Source organism: Streptomyces sp. NPDC057302, assembly GCF_042667685.1.
Taxonomy (GTDB): domain Bacteria; phylum Actinomycetota; class Actinomycetes; order Streptomycetales; family Streptomycetaceae; genus Streptomyces.
On sequence record NZ_JBHUZJ010000010.1, the window covers coordinates 68,313 to 89,538 of the forward strand.

General features: G+C 70.5%; 21 protein-coding genes. 10 read left to right on the top strand and 11 right to left on the bottom strand.

Annotated elements, in window-relative coordinates:
* Positions 1-12: 12 nt before the first annotated feature.
* Positions 13-753 (bottom strand): L,D-transpeptidase family protein, encoded by a 741-nt coding sequence (locus ACFUPX_RS10475; RefSeq protein ID WP_383319231.1) that lies wholly within the window; start codon positions 751-753, stop codon positions 13-15.
* 276 nt (positions 754-1,029) lie between these two features.
* Between ACFUPX_RS10475 and ACFUPX_RS10480 the strand changes: the two genes are divergently transcribed.
* Genes ACFUPX_RS10480 through ACFUPX_RS10490 form a run of 3 tightly spaced genes read left to right on the top strand, consistent with a single transcriptional unit; the run spans position 1,030 to position 5,655 of the window.
* Entirely contained in the window at positions 1,030-2,928 is a 1,899-nt protein-coding gene (locus ACFUPX_RS10480) for an ABC transporter transmembrane domain-containing protein (protein ID WP_383319234.1), read from the top strand.
* Positions 2,925-4,706: an ABC transporter ATP-binding protein gene (locus ACFUPX_RS10485; RefSeq protein ID WP_383319237.1), complete on the top strand. Its 1,782-nt coding sequence runs from the start codon at positions 2,925-2,927 to the stop codon at positions 4,704-4,706. The genes ACFUPX_RS10480 and ACFUPX_RS10485 overlap by 4 nt, the downstream gene beginning before the upstream one ends.
* The gene (locus ACFUPX_RS10490; protein ID WP_383319240.1) at positions 4,699-5,655 is read left to right on the top strand and encodes a phosphotransferase family protein; all 957 of its coding nucleotides are present in this window, start codon (positions 4,699-4,701) and stop codon (positions 5,653-5,655) included. The genes ACFUPX_RS10485 and ACFUPX_RS10490 overlap by 8 nt, the downstream gene beginning before the upstream one ends.
* A gap of 58 nt (positions 5,656-5,713) precedes the next feature.
* On the opposite strand, the gene ACFUPX_RS10495 is transcribed toward ACFUPX_RS10490, so the two are convergent.
* Positions 5,714-6,508, bottom strand: a complete 795-nt coding sequence (locus tag ACFUPX_RS10495; protein WP_383319244.1) for a metal-dependent hydrolase — start codon at positions 6,506-6,508, stop codon at positions 5,714-5,716.
* 61 nt (positions 6,509-6,569) lie between these two features.
* On the opposite strand from ACFUPX_RS10495, the gene ACFUPX_RS10500 reads away from it, so the two are divergent.
* The 3 genes from ACFUPX_RS10500 to ACFUPX_RS10510 all read left to right on the top strand — a co-directional run bounded on the left by ACFUPX_RS10500 (position 6,570) and on the right by ACFUPX_RS10510 (position 10,712).
* Complete coding sequence (locus ACFUPX_RS10500; protein WP_383319247.1) at positions 6,570-9,143, top strand: DEAD/DEAH box helicase; 2,574 nt, start codon at positions 6,570-6,572, stop codon at positions 9,141-9,143.
* 70 nt (positions 9,144-9,213) lie between these two features.
* Positions 9,214-10,119, top strand: coding sequence for an acyl-CoA thioesterase (locus ACFUPX_RS10505; RefSeq protein WP_383319249.1), 906 nt, complete (start codon positions 9,214-9,216; stop codon positions 10,117-10,119).
* Between the two features lie 77 nt (positions 10,120-10,196).
* Positions 10,197-10,712: a tetratricopeptide repeat protein gene (locus ACFUPX_RS10510; protein ID WP_383319252.1), complete on the top strand. Its 516-nt coding sequence runs from the start codon at positions 10,197-10,199 to the stop codon at positions 10,710-10,712.
* Between the two features lie 43 nt (positions 10,713-10,755).
* Here the strand turns inward: ACFUPX_RS10510 and ACFUPX_RS10515 are convergent, their stop codons facing one another.
* Both ACFUPX_RS10515 and ACFUPX_RS10520 read right to left on the bottom strand, forming a co-directional pair.
* Entirely contained in the window at positions 10,756-11,724 is a 969-nt protein-coding gene (locus tag ACFUPX_RS10515; RefSeq protein WP_383319255.1) for a DUF6397 family protein, read from the bottom strand.
* A 109-nt stretch (positions 11,725-11,833) separates the two neighbouring features.
* Complete coding sequence (locus ACFUPX_RS10520) at positions 11,834-12,247, bottom strand: roadblock/LC7 domain-containing protein (RefSeq protein WP_383319258.1); 414 nt, start codon at positions 12,245-12,247, stop codon at positions 11,834-11,836.
* A 93-nt stretch (positions 12,248-12,340) separates the two neighbouring features.
* Here ACFUPX_RS10520 and ACFUPX_RS10525 point away from each other — a divergent pair, with 93 nt between their 5' ends.
* Positions 12,341-12,769 (top strand): PPOX class F420-dependent oxidoreductase, encoded by a 429-nt coding sequence (locus tag ACFUPX_RS10525; RefSeq protein WP_383319261.1) that lies wholly within the window; start codon positions 12,341-12,343, stop codon positions 12,767-12,769.
* Positions 12,770-12,792: 23 nt separating this feature from the next.
* Here the strand turns inward: ACFUPX_RS10525 and ACFUPX_RS10530 are convergent, their stop codons facing one another.
* From ACFUPX_RS10530 to ACFUPX_RS10550, 5 genes are all read right to left on the bottom strand, one after another.
* Positions 12,793-13,398, bottom strand: coding sequence for an ATP/GTP-binding protein (locus ACFUPX_RS10530; protein WP_383319264.1), 606 nt, complete (start codon positions 13,396-13,398; stop codon positions 12,793-12,795).
* Positions 13,379-13,792, bottom strand: coding sequence for a DUF742 domain-containing protein (locus tag ACFUPX_RS10535; RefSeq protein ID WP_383319267.1), 414 nt, complete (start codon positions 13,790-13,792; stop codon positions 13,379-13,381). The genes ACFUPX_RS10530 and ACFUPX_RS10535 overlap by 20 nt, the downstream gene beginning before the upstream one ends.
* 19 nt (positions 13,793-13,811) lie before the next feature.
* Positions 13,812-14,246, bottom strand: coding sequence for a roadblock/LC7 domain-containing protein (locus ACFUPX_RS10540; protein WP_383319270.1), 435 nt, complete (start codon positions 14,244-14,246; stop codon positions 13,812-13,814).
* Positions 14,243-16,801: a nitrate- and nitrite sensing domain-containing protein gene (locus ACFUPX_RS10545; protein ID WP_383319273.1), complete on the bottom strand. Its 2,559-nt coding sequence runs from the start codon at positions 16,799-16,801 to the stop codon at positions 14,243-14,245. Before ACFUPX_RS10545 ends, ACFUPX_RS10540 begins: the two co-directional genes overlap by 4 nt.
* Before the next feature lie 65 nt (positions 16,802-16,866).
* Positions 16,867-17,640, bottom strand: a complete 774-nt coding sequence (locus ACFUPX_RS10550; protein ID WP_383319276.1) for an MHYT domain-containing protein — start codon at positions 17,638-17,640, stop codon at positions 16,867-16,869.
* Positions 17,641-17,791: 151 nt separating this feature from the next.
* Here ACFUPX_RS10550 and ACFUPX_RS10555 point away from each other — a divergent pair, with 151 nt between their 5' ends.
* Complete coding sequence (locus ACFUPX_RS10555; protein WP_383319279.1) at positions 17,792-18,391, top strand: class I SAM-dependent methyltransferase; 600 nt, start codon at positions 17,792-17,794, stop codon at positions 18,389-18,391.
* Positions 18,392-18,438: 47 nt separating this feature from the next.
* Here ACFUPX_RS10555 and ACFUPX_RS10560 read toward each other — a convergent pair whose 3' ends face one another.
* Positions 18,439-19,194, bottom strand: a complete 756-nt coding sequence (locus ACFUPX_RS10560) for an alpha/beta fold hydrolase (protein ID WP_383319282.1) — start codon at positions 19,192-19,194, stop codon at positions 18,439-18,441.
* 137 nt (positions 19,195-19,331) lie between these two features.
* On the opposite strand from ACFUPX_RS10560, the gene ACFUPX_RS10565 reads away from it, so the two are divergent.
* Positions 19,332-19,853, top strand: a complete 522-nt coding sequence (locus ACFUPX_RS10565; RefSeq protein ID WP_383319286.1) for a PadR family transcriptional regulator — start codon at positions 19,332-19,334, stop codon at positions 19,851-19,853.
* 9 nt (positions 19,854-19,862) lie between these two features.
* Here the strand turns inward: ACFUPX_RS10565 and ACFUPX_RS10570 are convergent, their stop codons facing one another.
* Complete coding sequence (locus tag ACFUPX_RS10570; RefSeq protein WP_383319289.1) at positions 19,863-20,747, bottom strand: oxygenase MpaB family protein; 885 nt, start codon at positions 20,745-20,747, stop codon at positions 19,863-19,865.
* A gap of 100 nt (positions 20,748-20,847) precedes the next feature.
* On the opposite strand from ACFUPX_RS10570, the gene ACFUPX_RS10575 reads away from it, so the two are divergent.
* Complete coding sequence (locus ACFUPX_RS10575; RefSeq protein WP_383319292.1) at positions 20,848-21,126, top strand: hypothetical protein; 279 nt, start codon at positions 20,848-20,850, stop codon at positions 21,124-21,126.
* The last annotated feature ends 100 nt before the right edge of the window (positions 21,127-21,226 follow it).

Genomic DNA, 21,226 nt, shown 5'->3' on the forward strand with positions numbered 1-21,226 from the left:
CCGCCAGCCCCTCTAGCCCCTCAGGTTCGCCTTGTCCCCCATCAGCACGACCGGGTGCTTCTTCGGATCGATGTTCTTGAGGAGGTACTCCATGCCGGACTTCGACAGGCTCACACAGCCCGACGTGCCGCTGCCGTGGTCCATGTGCAGCCAGATGCTGCCGCCCTTGGACTGGCCCTGGGGGCGGGTCGGGTCGTTGGGCGGGGTGCCCTTGGCGCGGTTGTAGTCGATGGCGATGACGTAGTCGAAGTCGTGCCAGTGCGACTTGGCCCAGTAGTGCGGGGCCTGCATCGACGCGCTCTTCGTGTACGGGAGCCCGGCGCCCGGATCGGCCAGGACACCGCCCGCGTCGGTGAGCGTGTAGACGCCGACGGGGCTGCGCTTGTCGTTCTCGCGGTGGTCGGTGGTCCAGCCCTTCTTGCCGTTGTGCGCGGCCCAGCTGCGGGTCTTGTCCCAGGTCGCCCCGGACTTCTCGTACAGGACGACGGTGGACTTCGCCGAGTCCTCGCCCTCTCCGTAGACCGCGACGACCTGCCGGGAGTTCTTGGGGATCTTGTTCTGGAGGCGGTCGCCCACGTCGGGGATGCGCTTGAGGTCGGTCGTCGCCGACGCCTCCGCTCTCTTCGCCCGGCCCGCGCCCTCGTCGTTCTTCGCTCCGGCCTTCGATCCGTCGTCCGAACTTCCGCAGGACGTCAGAAGAACACCGCAGGCCGCGACCGCGGCCGCCGTTCGCACCGCACCGGCTATACGCATCCGTCCATGGTCGCACTCGGTTCACGCGAGCCGCTCCGGCGCCCTGCCCGGGGCGGAGAAGGGGCCGAATCTTTACTCCCCGACGGAAAATCGTTTGCTTCGCGCCACCGTCCGAGGCGAACCTTTCACGGCCTGTTACCGCCGCTCGATGTCAGCAGCCTCCGCCCGTGGAGCGCTCCTCCGCCCGTTCACCACCGTCCGTTCACGCCGGCACGCTCCGCCGAACCGACGGTCCGCTTCTCCGACCCCGACCCCGACCCTGGGACGTCACACGCCATGCAGATTCGCGATCTTCCGTTCACCGACCCGGGCATGCCGGATGCCCGCTCGGGCCCCCACTTCCTGCGCTGGCTCGGGCGGAACCAGCTCGACGGCCAGCTGAAATCACTCGCCTGGGGCCTCCTGCACTTCGGCTCCATCGCGGTACTGCCCTACCTCGTCGGCCTCGCCGTGCAGGCCGTGGTCGACCGCTCGGGGGAGCGGCTCGCCGTGGCGGGCGCGGTGATGGCACTGTGCGGCATCGCCATCGCCCTGGGCGACACCATGCTGCACCGCACGGCGGTCACCAACTGGATCACCGCGGCGGCCCGCGTCCAGCAGCTCCTGGCCCGCAAGACCGCGCAGCTCGGCTCCGCGCTCACGCGGCGCGTGGCCGCCGGTGAGGTGGTCGCGGTCTCCACCGGTGACGTCGAGAAGATCGGCTGGTTCGTGGAGGCGGCATCGCGATTCGCGGCGGCGGCGCTCACGGTCGTCTTCGTCTGCGTGGGCCTCGTCGTGTACCAGCCCGCTCTCGGCGTCGTCGTCGCCGTCGGCGTCCCGGTGCTCGCCCTCGCCGTGCTGCCGCTGCTGCCGCGCGCCACCCGGCGCGCCGACCACCAGCGCGAGAAGGCCGGGCGTGCGACCGAACTGGCCTCGGACACCGTGGCCGGGCTGCGGGTACTCCGTGGCATCGGCGGCGAGGAGCTCTTCCTCGACCGCTACCGCCGCGCCTCGCAGGAAGTACGTACGGCCGCCGTGCGCAGCGCCCGGATGTGGGCTGCCATCTCGGCGGTCCAGGTGCTGATGCCGGGGCTGCTGTTGATCGTGGTCGTCTGGCACGGCGTGAACCTGGCCCGCGAGGGCCGGATCACCATCGGCGAGCTGGTCACCGTCTACAGCGCGGTCACGATGCTGACCTACCCCTTGCGGCACTTCGAGGAGATCGCGATGGCCTACAGCTTCTCGCGCCCCTCGGCCAAGCGCGCCGCCCGGGTGCTCTCGCTCCAGCGCACGACGCATGCCGAGGGCTCCCAGGGTGCCAAGGGTTTCGAGGGTGCCAAGGGTTCCGAGGGCGCCGAGCGGCGTGACCCCGGGGAGACGCCCACGGGTGATCTCTACGACCCGGTGACCGGGCTTCTGGCGCCCTCGGGCCGGCTCACCGCCGTCGTGTGCGGCGACCCGGACGAGGCGGGGCGGCTCGCCGAACGCCTCGGCGGGCACGCGGCGTTCGACGACGCGGAGGAGCTGCCGTCCGTGCTGCTCGGCGGGGTGCCGCTCGACGAGGTCCCGCTGGCCACCGCCCGCACCGCCGTCCTCGTACAGGACAAGGACCCCGTCCTGCTGTCGGGCACGCTGCGCGCACTCCTCGACGTACCGGCGTCGGGAGCGGTCAGCGCCGACGACGCCCTGGAGGCCGCGCAGTGCGCGGACGTCCTGGACGCCTTGGCGCAGGCTTCGGTGGACGAGGCGCCCTTGGACGCCCATGTCACCGAGCGCGGGCGCTCCCTTTCGGGCGGGCAGCGGCAACGTCTCGCGCTGGCCCGCTCGTTGATCACCGATCCCGGCGTCCTCGTGCTCGACGAGCCGACGTCCGCCGTCGACTCGCACACCGAGGCGCGGGTCGCCGAGGGCGTCAAGGGGCTGCGCAAGGGGCGTACGACCGTGGTCCTCACGTCGTCGCCGCTGCTCCTCGACCGGGCCGAGCGCGTGGTCTTCCTCCATGAGGGGCAGGTCGTGGCGGTGGGCGAGCACCGCGAACTGGTGCACAGCGAACCGCGCTACCGGGCGGTCGTGACGCGCGAGACGGACGAGGAACGGACGCCGCAGGCACCGGACGACGGCGAGACCGCCCCCCATACCCACACCGACGTCAACGTCAACGTCGGCATCGACATCGACATCGAGGAGACGGCATGATCGGCCTGGCGCCACCGGAGTACGACCCGGCGGCCCCGACCACCGCGGACACCCTGCCCGTCGGTGCGCCCGCGACGGTGGGAGCCTACGTACGCGAGCTGTTCAAGCGGCACCGCCGGGCCTTCGTCCTGCTCATCACGGTCAACACCTGCGCGGTGGTGGCCTCCATGGCCGGTCCCTACTTGCTGGGTGATCTGGTCGAGAGCGTCTCGGACGGCGCCCGCGACCTCCATCTGGGGCGCACCATCGGGCTGTTCACCGTCGCCCTGATCGTGCAGGCCGTCTTCGTGCAGCAGGTGCGGGTACGCGGCGCGATGCTCGGTGAGCGGATGCTGGCCGATCTGCGCGAGGACTTCCTCGTGCGTTCGGTCGGACTGCCGCCGGGTGTGCTGGAGCGGGCCGGGACGGGGGATCTGCTGTCGCGGATCACCACGGACGTCGACCGGCTCGCGAACGCCATGCGGGAGGCCGTGCCGCAGCTCGCCATCGGCGTGGTCTGGGCCGTGCTCCTGATCGGCGGTCTTGCCGTGACGGCGCCGCCGCTGGCGCCCGCCATCCTCATCGCGGCGCCGCTCCTCGTGATCGGCTGCCGCTGGTACTTCAAGCGGGCGCCCTCCGCCTACCGTTCGGAGGCCGCCGGGTACGCCGCCGTCGCCGCCGCTCTCGCCGAGACCATCGACGCGGGGCGCACGGTGGAGGCGCACCGGCTCGGGGAGCGCCGCGTGAAGCTGTCGGAGCGCCGTATCAAGGAATGGACGGCGTGGGAACGGCACACGCTGTACCTGCGCTCCGTCCTCTTCCCGGTCATCACCTTCACCCACACCATCGTGCTCTGCTCCGTCCTGATGATCGGCGGCGTGTTCGTCCTCCAGGGCTGGATCGGCGTGGGCCAGCTGGCCACCGGCGCCCTGATCGCCCAGATGCTCGTCGATCCACTGGGGATCATCCTCAGGTGGTACGACGAGCTGCAGGTCGCCCAGGTCTCGCTGGCGCGCCTGGTGGGCGTACGGGACATCGAACCGGACGCGGGCGACGGCTCCGTCACTCCCGAGGGACGCCACGTCCTCGCGGACGACGTGCACTTCGGCTACCGCGCGGGCGTCGACGTCCTGCGCGAGGTGTCGCTCGCCGTCGAGCCGGGTTCGCGCGTCGCCCTGGTCGGCCCGTCGGGCGCGGGCAAGTCCACCCTCGGCAGGCTGCTCGCGGGGATCTACGCACCGCGCGACGGCCGCGTGACGCTGGGCGGAGCCGAGCTGTCCGCCATGCCCGCGGAGGAGGTCCGCTCCCACGTGGCGCTGGTCAACCAGGAGCATCACGTCTTCGTGGGCTCCCTGCGCGACAACCTCCTGCTCGCCAGGACGGGGGCGCGGGACGCGGAACTGTGGGCGGCTCTGGGCGCGGTCGACGCCGACGGCTGGGCACAGGCTCTGGGTGAGGGTCTGGACACCGAGGTGGGCTCGGGCGGCTTCGCCCTCACCCCCGCGCAGGCCCAGCAGATCGCCCTTGCCCGCCTCGTCCTCGCCGACCCGCACACCCTGGTCCTCGACGAGGCGACCTCGCTCCTCGACCCGCGTGCGGCCCGCCACTTGGAGCGCTCGCTCGCGCGCGTCCTGGACGGCCGCACGGTCGTGGCCATCGCCCACCGCCTGCACACCGCGCACGACGCGGACGTGATCGCGGTGGTCGAGAACGGCCGGATCAGCGAGCTGGGCAGCCATGACGAGCTGGTGGGCGCGGGGGGTGCGTACGCGGCGCTGTGGCTGTCCTGGCATGGATAGTCCGTCACCCGCGGCGGCCTCTTCCCGCTTCGCGCCGGGCGTGACGCATGAAGCGTTGCTGAGGCGTCTGCTGCCCGGGGAACCGGTGTCCGACCTCCCCGTCGTCCAGGGGCAGTTTCACCATGTGGTGATCGGCTCGGACCGGGTGGTGCGCTTTGCCCGTACCGAGGCGGCGGCCGCCCGGCTGACCGAGCGGGCGGCTGTCCTGCGCGTGCTCGCCGGGCTCGACCTCGGCTTCCGCACGCCCGAGCCCCTGCTCGCCGGTGGCACCCGGGGCACGGACGAGCCTCCGTTCCTGCTGCTCAGCCGGGTCCCCGGAGCGCCCCTGGCAGACGGCGTGCTCGACCACTCCGATCTCGACCACGCCGAGGTGGCTGCGTCCGTGGCCGCGCAGTACGCCTCGCTGCTGGCCGCCCTCGCCGACGCGGGCACCGATACGGCGGTACGGGCGGCGCTGCCGCATGCGAGGGAGGGCGAGTGGCGGCGGCTCGCGGCGGACGTCCGCGCCGAGCTGTTCGGCCTCATGTCGGATGCGGGGCGGCTGCGCGCCGAGCGGGACATCGCGGAGCTCGACGGCCTGCCGCACCTCACCGGGGCACTGGTGCACGGCGACCTGGGCGGGGAGAACGTGCTGTGGCAGGTCGTCGGGGGACGGCCGCGGCTCAGCGGAGTCGTCGACTGGGACGAGGTCACGCTCGGCGATCCGGCGGAGGATCTCGCGGCGATCGGCGTCGGCTGGGGCTGTGCCTGCGGCTGCGGCTGCGGCGGGGAGCTGGGAGACCGGGTGCTTGACCGGGTGCTCGCGCTGGGCGGCCGATCCGAGGCGTACGCCGGGGTGGCCGGACGCGCCGCCACGATCCGCGGAACGTTCGCCTTGCAGCAGGCGCTTTCCGCGTATCGCGACGGTGACGAGCAGGAGCTGGCGGAAGGGCTTGCGGGATACCTGTAGCGGGGACGTGGTGGGGGGTAGCTGTAGGGGACCACGCCCCGCCCGGCCCCCGCCCCCCTCAGATGAAGTTCAGCGCGGCCGCGCCGCCCACTCCCCCGAGCAGCATGAAGACCGGCATCAGCACCTTCAGCTCGATCCAGCTGCCCGCCCGGAACCGCATCAGCTTCGGCGGCCCGATCGGATACCAGCGCTTGCGGCCGATGGGGATGGGCCACAGGATCGGGCAGCCGGAGACCGTGAGCGCGTCCCCGATGTCGTGCACCAGGGCGCCGAGCACGATCGGCAGGCCCAGCCACAGGTACTCCTGGCCCGGCGCGGTGAACAGCCAGTCCGCGCCGTTCCCGGGCTTGTCCAGGACTCCGGCCAGGATCCAGGCGCTCGTCGCGGCGAGCAGCCACACCAACACATCGCTGCTCGACCCGCGCGCGGCCCGCCACAGCAGGCCTTCGATGGCGAGCACCATGTGGACGAAGAGCAGCGCCAGGACCGCCCAGCGGCCGCCGAAGATGGCGAGCCCCGAGGCCCCGGCCCCGATGAGGACCGCCCACAGCCAGGTGTGCGTGAGGGTGCGGTGACCACCGGCCCTGCGCGGGTCGCCCTGTTTGCGGGTCGCCTTGTAGACGGCGGCCGAGAGCTTGTCGACGATCTCGCACAGGCCCCGGGATACCGGCCCGAAGGCCCGCGAGATGGTCGCCGACTTGTGGTCGAGGTCGGGTGCGAGCGCGGCCCCGGCGCAGATCAAGGCTCCGACGAGGAGAACGGGCCAGGGCATCGTGTGCCCCGCCGCCGCCGCGGCCGCTCCGACGCCGAGCCAGGCCGCCGCCCCCGACAGTGAGTGTGCCGGACCCATCATGGCTGTTCCCCGCCTCATTTCCGTTGTACTGACGCCCCGTTGGCGACACAGCGTAGCGTTCGTGATCTTCGTACGGACCGCCGGTTCCCAGATCGGGTCGGAAGGAAGGCAAGATGGGGGTGTGACACTTATTGATCAGCTGCCGCCGGATGCCGACCCCGATGCCCTCTTCGAAGCCTTCTCCTCGTGGGCCGAGGGTCAGGGGATCACTCTCTATCCGGCTCAGGAGGAGGCGCTGATCGAGGTGGTCTCCGGAGCCAACGTGATCTTGTCCACGCCGACCGGCTCCGGAAAGAGCCTGGTCGCGGCGGGCGCGCACTTCACCGCCCTTGCCCAGGACAAGGTCACCTTCTACACGGCTCCGATCAAGGCGCTGGTGTCGGAGAAGTTCTTCGACCTGTGCAAGCTCTTCGGCACCGAGAACGTCGGCATGCTGACCGGCGACGCTTCCGTGAACTCCGACGCGCCCGTCATCTGCTGCACGGCCGAGGTCCTCGCCTCGATCGCGCTGCGGGACGGCAAGCACGCCGACATCGGCCAGGTCGTGATGGACGAGTTCCACTTCTACGCGGAAGGGGACCGTGGCTGGGCCTGGCAGATCCCGATCCTGGAACTGCCGCAGGCACAGTTCATCCTCATGTCCGCGACGCTCGGCGACGTCTCGATGTTCGAGAAGGACCTGACACGCCGCACGGGACGCCCCACCTCGGTGGTCCGCTCCGCGACACGCCCGGTCCCGCTCTCGTACGAGTACCGCCTGACGCCCATCACGGAGACGCTCACCGAGCTCCTGGAGACCAAGCAGGCGCCGGTCTACATCGTCCACTTCACGCAGGCACAGGCCGTCGAGCGCGCGCAGTCGCTGATGAGCATCAACATGTGCACCCGCGAGGAGAAGGACAAGATCGCCGATCTGATCGGCAACTTCCGCTTCACCACCAAGTTCGGCCGCAACCTCTCCCGGTACGTACGCCACGGGATCGGCGTGCACCACGCGGGCATGCTGCCCAAGTACCGACGGCTCGTCGAAAAGCTGGCCCAGGCCGGTCTCCTGAAGGTCATCTGCGGCACGGACACCCTCGGCGTCGGCGTCAACGTCCCGATCCGTACGGTGCTGTTCACCGCCCTCGCCAAGTACGACGGCACACGCGTGCGAACGCTGCGCGCCCGGGAGTTCCACCAGATCGCGGGCCGGGCCGGCCGGGCGGGCTTCGACACGGCGGGCCTCGTCGTGGCGCAGGCGCCCGAGCACATCATCGAGAACGAGAAGGCGCTCAACAAGGCGGGCGACGACCCGAAGAAGCGCCGCAAGGTGGTGCGCAAGAAGGCGCCGGAAGGCTTCGTGGGGTGGACCGAGGAGGGCTTCGACAAGCTCATCACCTCCGAGCCCGAGCCGCTGACCTCCCGCTTCCGCGTCACGCACACCATGCTCCTCGCGGTGATCGCCCGCCCGGGCAACGCCTTCGAAGCGATGCGCCACCTCCTCGAGGACAATCACGAGCCGCGCAAGCAGCAGCTGCGGCACATCCGCCGCGCCATTGCCATCTACCGTTCGCTGCTCGACGGCGGCGTGGTGGAGAAGCTCGACGAGCCGGACGCCTCGGGCCGCATCGTGCGTCTGACGGTCGACCTCCAGCAGAACTTCGCGCTCAACCAGCCCCTCTCGACGTTCGCGCTCGCCGCCTTCGACCTGCTCGACCAGGAATCCCCTTCGTACGCCCTCGACATGGTGTCCGTCGTCGAGTCCACCCTGGACGACCCACGCCAGATCCTCGCCGCCCAGCAGAACAAGGCGCGCGGCGAGGCCGTGGCTCTGATGAAGGCGGACGGCGTCGAGTACGAGGACCGCATGGAGCGCCTCCAGGACGTCACGTACCCCAAGCCTCTGGAGGAGCTCCTCTTCCACGCGTACAACACCTACCGGACGAGCCACCCGTGGGTCGGCGACCACACGCTCTCCCCCAAGTCCGTGATCCGCGACATGTACGAACGGGCGCTGACCTTCACGGAGTTCACCTCCTTCTACGAACTCGCCCGCACCGAGGGCATCGTCCTTCGCTACCTTGCGAGCGCGTACAAGGCGCTTGAGCACACCATCCCGGACGACCTGAAGTCCGAGGACCTCGAAGACCTCATCGCCTGGCTCGGCGAGATGGTCCGTCAGGTCGACTCCAGCCTGCTCGACGAGTGGGAGCAGCTCGCCAACCCCGAGGTCATGACCGCCGAGGAGGCCCAGGAGCGCGCCGACCAGGTCAAGCCGGTCACCGCCAACTCCCGCGCCTTCCGTGTCCTGGTCCGCAACGCGCTCTTCCGGCGCGTCGAGCTCGCCGCCCTCGACCACGTCGAGGAGCTGGGCGAACTGGACGCCGATTCCGGCTGGGACGCGGACGCCTGGGGCGAGGCCATGGACAAGTACTGGGACGAGTACGACGATCTCGGCACCGGTCCCGACGCCCGCGGCCCCAAGCTCTTGCTCATCGAGGAGGACCCGGACCACGGTCTGTGGCGCGTCCGGCAGACGTTCGCCGACCCGAACGGCGACCATGACTGGGGTATCGGCGCGGAGGTCGATCTCGCGGCCTCCGACGAGGAAGGCCGTGCCGTCGTCCGGGTCACCGACGTCGGCCAGCTCTGACCGTTCGCGTTGATGCCGACGCAGACGCTGACCGCACCGGGTCTCCCCCGGACTGAAGCCGAGGAATGCCATGACCAACCCCGCCGACCGCCTTGTCGATCTGCTTGACCTGGAGCAGATCGAGCTCAACATCTTCCGTGGCCGCAGCCCGCAGGAGTCCTTGCAGCGCGTGTTCGGCGGGCAGGTCGCCGGGCAGGCTCTGGTGGCCGCCGGGCGTACCACCGAGGGCGAGCGCCCGGTGCACTCGCTGCACGCGTACTTCCTGCGGCCCGGCCGGCCGGGCGTGCCGATCGTGTACCAGGTCGAGCGGGTGCGGGACGGGCGGTCCTTCACCACGCGCCGGGTCACCGCGGTCCAGCAGGGTCGCACCATCTTCAATCTCACCGCTTCCTTCCATCAGCCCGAGGAGGGCGCGTTCGAACACCAGCTGCCGCCGCGCATCACGGCTCCCGACCCCGAGTCGCTGCCGACGGTCGCCCAGGAGATCACCGAGCATCTGGGTGAGCTCCCCGAGCAGCTGGAGCGCATGGCCAGACGTCAGCCCTTCGACATCCGCTACGTCGACCGGCTGCGCTGGACCCCCGAGGAGATCAAGGACGCCGAGCCGCGCAGCGCGGTCTGGATGCGCGCGGTCGGCCCGCTCGGCGACGATCCCCTCGTCCACACCTGCGCGCTGACGTACGCGAGCGACATGACGCTCCTGGACGCCGTCCGCATCCCGGTGGAACCGCTGTGGGGCCCACGAGGCTTCGACATGGCCTCGCTGGACCACGCCATGTGGTTCCACCGCCCCTTCCGCGCGGACGAGTGGTTCCTGTACGACCAGGAATCCCCGATCGCGACGGGCGGCCGCGGTCTGGCCCGCGGACGCATCTACGACATCGAGGGCAGGCTGCTGGTCTCGGTCGTCCAGGAAGGTCTCTTCCGGCCCTACGGGGAGCGGCACATGGACGGCCGCCCGTCGACGGGGGCGTGAGCGGACGCGTCAGGCGTCGGGGTTGAGGTTGGGATTGGGATGTGGGTTGGGGTTGGGGCATCGATGAGGGAGACGACATGACCGGACACCGCGACCACCTGCTGGCCGAGGCCGTTCGGCTCCGCGAGGACGGTCGCCGCGAGGAGGCGCGGGAGCGGCTGCTCGCCCTGTGCGAGCAGTTCCCCACGGATCCGGAAGTGGCGTACCAGACCGCGTGGGTGCACGACACACTCGGCCTGGAGGCCGAGGCGGTGCCGCATTACGTCCGCGCGGTCGAGCGGGTCGAGGGGGCTCAGGGGCAGGGGCTTTCTTCTGATGACCGCCGAGGAGCTCTCCTTGGTCTGGGCAGTACGTACCGCGTCCTCGGCCGGTATCCGGAAGCCGTCGTGACCTTGGGGGACGCGGTGGCCGAGTTCCCCGACGACGACGCCCTCAAGACCTTTCTGGCCATGGCGCTCTACAACACCGGCCGGGCGCACGACGCCATGGAGATCCTGCTGACCGTGCTCGCCAGTACGAGCCAGGACCCGGACATCGTCAGCTACCGGCCCGCGATCGAGCACTACGCGAAGGATCTCGACGCGACGGAGTAGCGATCACCCACCCTGCCTGTCACTCCCACGCCCATCACGGAGGTCACGCTCCCCTGCGGCGCAACCACTTGAGCAAGCCTCGTGACGTCGGCGCATCTGGCGCGTCAGGCACCGCCGATACCTCCGGCACAGGGTGAGGGGGTTCCGACGCCGGCTCCGACGCCGGCCCCGGCTCCGACTCCGGTTCCAGTTCCGCCACCGGATGAGGCACCGATTCGGGCCTCGGCGCCGGGCGCTGCCTGCGCGCCTGGGAGAGGCCGATGGTCAGGTTCGCCCGCAGCCAGCGGATCTCGTCCGGGTCGTCCGCGGTCATGATCTTCTGAATGATCTGTCCCGCCGGTGAATCGAGCGCGCCCCGAGCGAGGGGCTCGGGCATGAGCCTGCGTACATAGGCGCGTTCGTACGGATCCTTGATGATCTCCGCGATCTGGACCGGGTCGAGCAGCCAGGCCACGGCGGCGGCTCGCTCCCAGGGATCGTCGCACTGCTCCAGCAGCGCTCCCGCGTGGCGTCCCCGCCAGTTGCGTGCCCGAAGGTCGACGCCCGCCTCCAGTTGGGCGCGGATCGCGCCGGGGGCTCGGCCGGTGAGCAGACCGGCGTTGATCTCGGCCTCGGCGAAGTGCCGCAGCTCCTCCGCCAGATAGAGCCAGACCACCGCTCGATAGCGGTTGAGGTAGACCTTCACCGGCGTGACGAGGCCCACGCGAGTGAGCCGAGTGAACCGGGCCGTGGAGATGCCCATGAGAGCCGCGCCCTCAGTGGTCCCCACGGCTCTGATGCGCTCCACCCATGCCTCGGGAAAGCCCTCCCCGGCACGGACACGCTCGATCTCCTCGCGTGTGACGCGGCGCCGTCCCCCGACCGTGTCGCTCACGGTGTGGATGCGGCCCAGCATCACGGCGAGCTCGAACTCGCCGCGTTTCAGCCCCAGTTCCCGTGCCGCGTGGCCCTGCGTGACCGATGTCCGCGCTGCCGCGTCGACGGCTTCTCGCGTGATCGTGTGACCTGTCATGGTGGTTCTCCCCCGTGAGGCGTCTTTGCTCTCGGGAAAACCGTAGCGCGATCACCGCAATCCGCGCCGAGCCTGTGGATAACTCTCGCCGCGACGACGTTTTAGCTGGTCATAGGTCTACCACTGACGTCCGTTCGGGCTGCCGGGCGCCCACGCCGAGATGCTCTCCGACCCGGTTGACGAGGAGTGTCATCTCGTACGCGACCTGACCGATGTCCGCTTCCGCCGAACTGAGGACGCACAGGCAGCTGCCGTCGCCCGCCGCGGTGACGAACAGCACCGCGTCATCGAATTCGATCATGGTCTGGCGCACGTTGCCCGCCTGGAAGTGCCGGCCTGAACCCTTGGCGAGGCTGTGCAGACCGGAGGAGACCGCGGCCAGGTGTTCCGCGTCCTCCCGCTTCAGTTCGGAACTCGCGCCGGTCACCAGTCCGTCGTTGGACAGCACCAGCGCGTGCCGTACGGGCTCCATTCGCTCGGTCAAGTCGTCGAGCAGCCAGCCGAGCCCCGTGTTCTGCACCATGTTCCCGTCTCCCCGCCTTCTGTTCCCCCTGTCCGGAGGAACTGACCTGCCAGCCTTCCCCACCAGCGGCGCCCGGGCAAGCATGATGAGGACATGGCACAGAAGATGACCGAGGACCAGTGGCGGGCTTTCGTCTCGCAGGGCACCCGAACCGGCAAGCTTTCGACCGTCCGTGCGGACGGCAGCCCGCATATCGCACCGATCTGGTTCTTGTTGGACGGGGACGATCTGGTGTTCAACACCGGGGCGGAGACCGTCAAGGGGAGGAATCTGGCGCGGGACGGGCGCGTCGCCCTGTGTGTGGACGACGACAAGCCTCCGTTCGCGTTCGTGGTGCTGCAAGGGCAGGCCCGGCTGATCGACGATCTCGACGAGGTGCGGCACTGGGCGGCCCGGCTCGGCGCCCGCTACATGGGTGAGGGGCGCGCCGAGGAGTTCGGCGAGCGCAACGGCGTGCCCGGCGAACTCCTCGTGCGCGTCAAGATCGACAAGGTCGTCGCTCTCGGCGCCGTCGCCGACTGAGGCCCGAACTCACGGCCTGACGGTCAGCCCACCGTGTCGAGCAGCCGGGCGGTATGCATCCGCCCGGCGTACTCGACCAGGCGTATCAACACCTCCTTTCCCGAATCGCGGTCCCGTGCGTCGCACAGCACCACGGGGGTGCCGCGGTCGAGGTCCAGAGCCCGTGACACTTCGTGCGCCCCGTACGTACGCGCGGTCGCGAAGCAGTTGACGGCCACCACGAACGGGATGTGCCGATGCTCGAAGTAGTCGACGGCGGGGAAGCAGTCCTCGAGCCGTCGTGTGTCCGCGAGGACGACGGCACCGAGCGCGCCCTGGGACAGCTCGTCCCACAGGAACCAGAAACGGTCCTGCCCCGGCGTACCGAAGAGGTACAGCGACAGGCCCGACCTGATGGTGATGCGGCCGAAGTCCATGGCGACGGTCGTCGTGGTCTTGCGGTCGACTCCGCCGGTGTCGTCCACCGACTGGCCCGCCTCGCTGAGCAGTTCCTCGGTGCGCAGCGGGCGGATCTCGCTGACCGCGCCGACGAGGGTGGTCTTGCCCACCCCGAAGCCGCCCGCGACCAGAATCTTCAACGCCATGGCGGTCGTGTCGCCGCCGCCGGCGTCAGAGTGCTCGGAGCCCATCGATCACCTCTCGCAGGATCTTCTCGTCGGGCAGTTGTGCGGGTGGCACGGGTCGGCTCACCTTCACGCAGCCCATTTCCAGCAGATCGCCGAGCAGCACCCTGACCACGCCCACGGGCAGATCGGCGTCGGCAGCAAGCTCGGCGACCGATTGGGTCTCGGTGCGGCACAGTTCGATGAGCGACCGGTGTTCCGGTCCGAGCGCGGTGTCGTCGCCGGGGCCCGGTGCGTTCTCGTCCAGCGTGACGAGTGCGATCAGGTCGAAGCGCACTCCGCTGGGCCCAGGCTGGGTCCGGCCGCCCGTCATCGCGTAGGGACGGACCAGGGGCCCGGCCTCGTTGTCGTACCACTGGCTGCCCGCGTCGCGCGGGATGCCGCTGATGTCCTCGGTCATCTGCGTCGACCGCCCTGCCTCATCCGGCGGCCGGCGGCTGTGCCGCGAGGCGCGGTGGCGTGTAGAGGTGCTCGCCCACCCGTTTGACCAGGCGTGCCATCTCGTAGGCGACCAAGCCGATGTCGGCCGTCACGGTGCTGAGTACGGCCAGGCAGGAGCCGTCGCCCGCCGCTGCCACGAACAAGAAGGCGTCGTCCATCTCGACCATGGTCTGGCGCACTCCCCCGGCCCCGAAGTGCCGTCCGGCGCCCTTGGCGAGGCTGTGGAACCCGGAGGCGACCGCGGCGAGGTGCTCGGCGTCCTCACGGGCGAGGGCGGTCGAGGCACCGACAGCGAGCCCGTCGTTGGAGAGCACCACGGCGTGCCGTACCTCGCCGACGCGCAGGACCAAGTCATCCAGCAGCCAGTCGAGTTCGCCGGACCGGCCGGCGGTGATGCTCTGATCCTGGATCATGGGTGGTCTCCTTCGGTGCTGTCACTGGCCGGTGCGGGCCCCGGGATGTCGGGGACCGCGCCGACGATGCCCGGGCGGCGACCTCCGCCGCGGACCCAGCCCTCGCGGTAGGCGGCCATGCGGTCCCGTACGTCTTCGGGGCTGCGTTCGGTGTCTTCGCGCACACTCACGGATCCGGCGGCGACCTCGGGGGGCCGCTCGCGCAGTTGCGGGGCCAGGCTGGCCTGGCGCACGCGGCGCGGGAGGTCGTCCGAAGGCTCCGGGGCCGCCCTGTCGGGCTCCGCGTCCGGCGGTTTGTGCAGGCGCAGAGCGGTGACGCCGGGGGGCGTCGCCGCGGGGGTCTCCGTGGACGGGGCCAGTACGGGACGGACGGCCGGGGCGGGCACGGAGTTGCCGTTCATCGGTGCGGTGTCGGGCACGCGCGCGTGTCCGTCCTGTCTGCTGTCGCGTTCCATGGTGTGGGCTCCGGGGCTCTCCGATGCGGTGCTCTGCAGCAGTGCGGTGGGCAGAAGGACTACTGCGGTGGTTCCGCCGTAAGGGGACGTACGGAGGTGCACTTTGACTCCGTGCCGCGCGGCGAGCCTGCTGACTACGAAGAGCCCCAATTGGTCGCTGTCGAACAGGTCGAGCGTTTCGGACTGCTCGATGCGGTGGTTGGCCTCCGCCAGGGTCTCTGCGCCCATACCGAGGCCACGGTCCTCGATCTCCAGGGCGTAGCCGTTGCCGACCGGTTCACCGTTGACCCGCACTTTGGTGTGGGGCGGCGAGAACTGGGCCGCGTTCTCGACGAGTTCGGCCAGGAGGTGGGTGAGGTCGGCGACCGCCGTGCCGACGACCGCGGCGGCGGGGAGCTGTCGCACCTCCACGCGCGCGTAGTCCTCGACTTCGGAGACCGCCGCCCGGACGACGTTCGTCAGGGAGACGGGCATGCGCCAGGCTCGTCCCGGAGCCGCTCCGGAGAGGATGATCAGGCTCTCGGCGTGCCGCCTCATGCGGGTGGTGAGGTGGTCGAGCCGGAAGAGGTCGCTGAGTTCGTTCGGGTCGTCCGCCCTGCGCTCCATGCTGTCGAGAAGGCTGAGCTGGCGGTGGACGAGGACCTGGCTCCTGCGGGCGAGGTTGACGAAGACGCCTGAGATGCCGCTGGCGAGTTCGGCGCGTTCGATGGCGGCGTGCAGGGCCGCCCTGTGTACCGTGCCCAGCGCTTCGTAGACCTGCCCCGTCTCGTCCTCGGCGAGCGGGCCGGGGGGCGCTTCGGCGTGGATGTCGATCTCCTCGCCTGCCCGCAGCCTCCGCATGGCGTGCGGGAGTTTGTGACGGGCGATCTCCAGTGCGCCGTTGCGCAGGCTCACCAGCTCGATGACCAGGCCTCGCCCGATGCGTACGGAGATGACCAGTGAGGCGGCGACGGCCAGCAGTCCGAGGAGCACCGCGGCGCCCGCCGGTGTGAGCAACCCGCGGGTGAACGGGTCGGCCCGGTCGGCGGCGCTGCGGCTGGCGCCCGCGTCGATCGCGCGCAGTTCGTCCCGTACCGCGGCGTGGGAGCTGTCCCACTCGGCGGCCGACGCCGCGGCGGCGGCTTTGCGGCCCGGAGGTGCGACGAGCACCTTGTCCTCGACGGCGCGTACGTCGGCGTACGCGCTCCCCTCCACGAGGTTCTGCCAGGCTGCTCGTTCGGGTCCGCGCAGATCCGCCACCGCCGCGTCGGTCAGGGTCCGCCGGGTGTCGACGGCCCCGGTGAACTGCCGCAGTCGCTCACCGTCCAGCGAGCCGGTGAGCCGGGCGCTGGAGAGGACGACGTCCTCGCGCGCCAGCATCTCGGCGGCCCGGGAGAACTCGAGGAGCACGCGTGCGTGGGAGCCGAGTTCGGCTTCCTGGATGCCGGTGAGGGCGCCGCCGACTCCGAAGGCTGCCGAGATGGTCTTCGTGTACTGACCGTAGGTCGCGTCCCAGGCGGTGCGGCGGTCGAGCACATCGGTCCGTACCGTACTCAGGCCTTCGGCCTGGGAGACGAATGTTTCGAGCCTGGACGCCACTCCGGTGGGCAGGTCGGCGCCATCGGCGACGGTCCGGCCCTCGCCACGGCGCAGCTTGGCCACCGCGCGGTCCGTGCGTCCCGCTCGCCTCTCGAGTTCGCTGGCGCGCTCGGGCGCGGGCTCGGTCGCGTAGCGCACGGCCGCCACTCGCTCGGCCTGCAGCGCCGCGATGGCTGTGTCGACAGGGCCGCGCACCTGGGCGTCGACACGCTGCAACTGCCGCAGATGTGCCACGTCCTGGGCCGTGCTGACCGTAGCGTACCCCCACAGCCCGAGCAGGGAGACGACCGGGACCATCAGCAGGCACACGATCTTGGCTCGTACGGTGCGAGGGCGCGGCAGCCACGCGCGTCCGCGATTCGTCGCGGGGAGTGTCGGCGGACCGGGCTCCAAGGGCGCTTCCGTGTCGCGTCGTTCGTCGGCGGGCGCCCCCGCGTGTGCGCGGCGACCACGTGCCGGGGCCCCGGGCTGCGGCGGCGCGCCGCCGTCGGCCGGGTCGGGGGTCCTACGGGGTGTACGCATGGCCTCCTCGCTCGGAAAGATTTCGGGGCGTGCGCCCGGCCGACCGTGACCGGTCCGGGGTGGCGCTACTGGGCGGCGCGTTCCACCGGTCGCTGGGCCGCCACGGAGGCCTCACGCTCCCCCGTTGTCGGGGAGAGCGCGACGAACGCCGAGGTCAGGAAGAGATAGGACCCGAGGCCCACCGCGAGGGGGAAGATGAACTGCATCGTCGTGGCCCCGGACAGCGCCGCACCCGACTCGTTGACCCGCACGCTCACGGCCAGCATTCCGGTGTAGTGCATGCTGCTCACCGCCCCGCCCATGACGAGCGACGCGACGGCGACCGCGAGCGGCGATTTGATGTTCAGCGCCGCCCACAGGGCGGCGGTCGCGGCGACGACGGCGATGACCACGGAGAGCCCGACCAGCACGGGGTCGTAGTGCACCTTGCCGTGCAGCCGCAGCGCGGCCATGCCCAGGTAGTGCATGCTCGCGACGCCGAGCCCGGTGGTGAGTCCACCGAGCGCGAGCGCGCGCCCGCGGTCGCGGCCGTAGCCGACCGCGAAGACGCCGGCTCCGACGACGGCCATCGCGACGATCAGGCTCAGTATCGTCAGGGGCACGTTGTAGTGGATCTCGGTGCCCGTGACGCCGAAGCCGAGCATGGCCACGAAGTGCATCGTCCAGATGCCCGTGCCGATGGCGGAGGCCGCGGTGATGAGCCAGTTGCGGCGTGACGTGCCCGTGGCGCCGAGCGCACGGACGGTGCAGCGCAGCCCGAGAGCGGCGCCGATACAAGCCATCGCGTACGACAGCGCGGGGGTCAGCCAGCCGAAGGTGGCGTGGTCCAGGTGTCCCATGGCTCCGGGACGCTAGCCCTGACAGGGGCGCACAGCGGGGGCGCAGTTCGAAAGGTGTTGGAATATGACAGAGAGAGGATGCTGAACGATCGCGTGACGCTCGAACGTGTGCCCCCAACGCGCATGCGAGTCGTTGAGTAATCATGGCCACATGAGCGATGACCACACGCGTGTCCGTGACTTCTTCAGCACCCGGGCCTCCGACTGGGACGCCCGGTTCCCCGACGACGGGCCCGCCTACCTGGCCGCCGCGTCCGAGGTCGGCCTGCGGCCAGGCGGCCGCGTCCTCGACGCCGGGTGCGGCACCGGACGTGCGCTGCCCGCGCTCAGGGAGGCCGTGGGGCCCTCCGGAGCCGTCCTCGGGGTCGATCTGACGCCCGCCATGCTGGAGGCCGCCACGCGGGCGGGCAGGGACCGTGAAGGGCAGCTCCTGCTCGCGGACGTGACCCGGCTCCCGCTGCGGAGCTCGTCACTCGACGCGGTGTTCGGGGCGGGCCTGATCTCCCATCTGCCCGACCCCGCGGAGAACCTGCGGGAGTTGAGGCGTGTGGTGCGCCCCGGAGGGACTCTCGCCCTCTTCCACCCCATCGGCCGTGCGGCGCTCGCGGCGCGCCAGGGCCGCCAGATCACCCCGGACGATCTGCGGGCCGAGGCGAACCTCCGTCCGCTGCTCGCCGGTTCGGGGTGGCTTCTGAGCTCGTACGTCGACGAGGACGCACGGTTCCTCGCTCTGGCCGTGCGGCAGGGCTGAAGCCGCAGTCGGACCTGACGCGCCCGGCTGGCGCCTCATGTGGTGGATCACTGACGTCCGGCAACTACCGAGGCGAACACCTCCGGGTTCTCGAACATGACGTTGTGCCCCGCCTCCGGCACGGTCACCACCCGCACCCCGGATGCCACCAGCCCGTCCGCGCCCGCGAGTTCGCCACTCCGCGCGCCCTGCAAGAAGACGCGTTCCACAGGCAGGTCCATGAGCATCGCGCGCATGGTGGGGCTCGTCCCCTTCACGAGCCCCGTCGCGCTGCGGTGCAGGGCGCGGGGGTCGGCCAGCCGCATGGTCGCCGCCCACAGGGGGCCGACCTTCTCGAGCAAGCGCGCGTGGCCGCCGGCTACGAAGTCTTTTTCCTCGTAGGACGCGATGGCGCTGCTGCCCTCCGTCGGGGCCGGGTCGGGGTCGAGATTGGCCTCGGTGAGGACCAGCCGTGACACCAGGTCGCCGCGGCGGTGCGCGAGCACGATGGCGACGGAGCCGCCCATGCTGTGCGCGACGATTTCCGCTCCGGCCACGTGGGCCTCGTCCAGCGCGGCGGCCAAGGCATCCGCGTGTTCCTCCAGGGAGTAGCCGAAATCCGAGGGACGGTCGCTGATGCCGTGACCCGGCAGGTCGACGAAGAGCGACCGGCGTCCGGCCAGCTCGGGCCTGGCCGCGATGTGCGCGTGATAGACCGTCGACGCCGCGCCCAGCCCGTGTACGTACACGCGGGCCGGGCCGGATCCTTCGCTCTCCGTCCAGCGGACACAGCTGCCCTGTGCGTCGAACCGTGCCTGTCGCATCGCCGCTCCCTCACTCGCCTGCCAGTACTTCACTCGGTACGTTCGAGGAGAATACATCGGGGGCGATGTATAGCGACTGTGAGGTATGACGTAGGTGATGTACACCGCTAGTGCGGCTGGTGCGGCAGAATGCGGGCATGCTCGAACTGGCCATCCTCGGATTCCTCTACGACGCGCCCCTGCACGGCTATGAGCTGCGCAAGCGCATCACCGCCCTGACCGGGCACGTGCGTCCGGTCGCGGAGAGCACGCTGTACCCCGCCATCAAACGCCTCGAGAAGGCCGGCTTGCTGGCCCGGGAGACGCAGCCGGGCTCGGTGGCGGCTCCGCGCCACGTCCTGAACCTCACCGCGCAAGGCAGGAGCGAGCTGCGCCGCAGGCTCACCGAACCGCAGCAGACCGACATCACCGACGAGAACCGCTGGTTCACCGTCCTCGCCTTTCTCCGCCACCTGGACGACAAGGCGGCCCAGGCCGCGGTCCTCGAGCGCCGCCTGGCCTTCCTTGAGGAGCCGGCCAGCTTCTTCTACGACGGTGAGCGGCCCTTGCGTGCGGAGGAGCTGGAGGACCCGTTCCGACAGGGCATCCTCACCATCGCCCGCGCGACGAGCCGTGCCGAACTCGCCTGGCTGCGGTCGACGTTGAAGTCACTCCAGTGAGGCGGCCGCCTACTCGCCCGTGTGCACCACCGGGCAGCCCTGGACGCCGGGCACCGGGAACGTGCCGAGCTCGCCGACCCGGTACCCCTTCCGATAGCTCTTGATCTCCCAGTTCTGCCGGGCGTAGTGCGGCACGGCACGGGGTGGCATCAGGCGCACCGCACGGCCCCGCAACCGCACCGCGCGCCGGACCAGCGTGCGGGTGACGACGCCCGGCCGTTCGTAGCGAAAGGCGCGCAGGAGGGGCTCGTCGAGCAGGGCGCGGGTCGAGGCGCGCATCATGGACGCCAGTGGTCCCGGGTACCAGGAGGCCATGAGGTCCAGGGTCGCGTCGGAGACCTTGCGCGCACTTTCGTCCCACGCGAAGTGGGCCTCTTCGTAGGCATCGAGGCACTTCTCGAAGGCTTCGTAGGAGTCCGGGATGTCCTGGATCCCCATGTGCCGCCCCAAGGTGCGGTAGTAGACGGCGGCCGCGGTCGTCTCGTGGCGTGACAACCTGCGCCATCCGTAGGCGTCGATCCAGCGCTTGGGCACCACCACGAACGTGCACAGCACGTAGCGCATGTCCTCGTTGCTGATGTCGTAGCTGCGGTGCATCTGGTTGATGCGCCGGATCGCGGTACGGCCCTCGTCCGTACCGAAGCCGTGCTCGACGATGGTGTCGAGGAGCAGGGCCGTGTCGTCGTACCGCTTCTGCGTACGGCCCGTCAGTTCCGCCGTGTCGGCGAGGAGTCGCCCGATGCTGGGCACGGCGTACGTCCGATAGAGCGCCAGTTCGAGGGCGCGGGTGTAATCCCAGGGGAACTCGTACGTGGCGGTGAGCCGGTAGATCGCCAGGGCGTCCTTCTCCGGGTGGAGACGGCGAATCTCCTTGAGCCGGTCATAGCGCTTCACCGTACGGCCCCCCTTCTGTCGTCGGAGCTCCAACTCTACGTTGGGGTAGGGCAGATGAGTGATCATCTGCGGCAACGACAACCGGGGGAAGGTGGCCCACATGTTTGACAAGCTCCGCAAGCTGTGGCGCACGGATCAAGCTGTTGACAGCAAGAAGGAGCGTCCGCACAACCTCTTCGAGGCGGCTGCCGTCTACGTGGCGGCCTGCGCCGAGGACGACCAGGACCGCATCGACGAGGCCGCGGGCTGGGTGTCGCCGGAGGCCTTGTCCTTCGGCGTCAGCGAACTCGCCTGCCGGGCTGTCATCGCCCTCGCCCGGCAGCGCGACGAGTCGCCGACGGACGTGGCACGTACGCTTCTCGGCCTGCCCGCCGCCTGACGTCCGTGTGCGCGGGGGCGGGAGCAGGCCTCCGGCGCGGAGGCTCGCGGAGGCTCGCGGAGGAGTTTGCGGTGCGTACGAGCGGGTTTCCTGGTCACGC

Bases quoted from the DNA above. Each gene is read 5' to 3' on its own strand.
- ACFUPX_RS10475 (WP_383319231.1), bottom strand. From the start codon at position 753: ATGCGTATAGCCGGTGCGGTGCGAACGGCGGCCGCGGTCGCGGCCTGC.
- ACFUPX_RS10480 (WP_383319234.1), top strand. From the start codon at position 1,030: ATGCAGATTCGCGATCTTCCGTTCACCGACCCGGGCATGCCGGATGCC.
- ACFUPX_RS10485 (WP_383319237.1), top strand. From the start codon at position 2,925: ATGATCGGCCTGGCGCCACCGGAGTACGACCCGGCGGCCCCGACCACC.
- ACFUPX_RS10490 (WP_383319240.1), top strand. From the start codon at position 4,699: ATGGATAGTCCGTCACCCGCGGCGGCCTCTTCCCGCTTCGCGCCGGGC.
- ACFUPX_RS10495 (WP_383319244.1), bottom strand. From the start codon at position 6,508: ATGATGGGTCCGGCACACTCACTGTCGGGGGCGGCGGCCTGGCTCGGC.
- ACFUPX_RS10505 (WP_383319249.1), top strand. From the start codon at position 9,214: ATGACCAACCCCGCCGACCGCCTTGTCGATCTGCTTGACCTGGAGCAG.
- ACFUPX_RS10510 (WP_383319252.1), top strand. From the start codon at position 10,197: ATGACCGGACACCGCGACCACCTGCTGGCCGAGGCCGTTCGGCTCCGC.
- ACFUPX_RS10515 (WP_383319255.1), bottom strand. From the start codon at position 11,724: ATGACAGGTCACACGATCACGCGAGAAGCCGTCGACGCGGCAGCGCGG.
- ACFUPX_RS10520 (WP_383319258.1), bottom strand. From the start codon at position 12,247: ATGGTGCAGAACACGGGGCTCGGCTGGCTGCTCGACGACTTGACCGAG.
- ACFUPX_RS10525 (WP_383319261.1), top strand. From the start codon at position 12,341: ATGGCACAGAAGATGACCGAGGACCAGTGGCGGGCTTTCGTCTCGCAG.
- ACFUPX_RS10530 (WP_383319264.1), bottom strand. From the start codon at position 13,398: ATGGGCTCCGAGCACTCTGACGCCGGCGGCGGCGACACGACCGCCATG.
- ACFUPX_RS10535 (WP_383319267.1), bottom strand. From the start codon at position 13,792: ATGACCGAGGACATCAGCGGCATCCCGCGCGACGCGGGCAGCCAGTGG.
- ACFUPX_RS10540 (WP_383319270.1), bottom strand. From the start codon at position 14,246: ATGATCCAGGATCAGAGCATCACCGCCGGCCGGTCCGGCGAACTCGAC.
- ACFUPX_RS10545 (WP_383319273.1), bottom strand. From the start codon at position 16,801: ATGCGTACACCCCGTAGGACCCCCGACCCGGCCGACGGCGGCGCGCCG.
- ACFUPX_RS10550 (WP_383319276.1), bottom strand. From the start codon at position 17,640: ATGGGACACCTGGACCACGCCACCTTCGGCTGGCTGACCCCCGCGCTG.
- ACFUPX_RS10555 (WP_383319279.1), top strand. From the start codon at position 17,792: ATGAGCGATGACCACACGCGTGTCCGTGACTTCTTCAGCACCCGGGCC.
- ACFUPX_RS10560 (WP_383319282.1), bottom strand. From the start codon at position 19,194: ATGCGACAGGCACGGTTCGACGCACAGGGCAGCTGTGTCCGCTGGACG.
- ACFUPX_RS10565 (WP_383319286.1), top strand. From the start codon at position 19,332: ATGCTCGAACTGGCCATCCTCGGATTCCTCTACGACGCGCCCCTGCAC.
- ACFUPX_RS10575 (WP_383319292.1), top strand. From the start codon at position 20,848: ATGTTTGACAAGCTCCGCAAGCTGTGGCGCACGGATCAAGCTGTTGAC.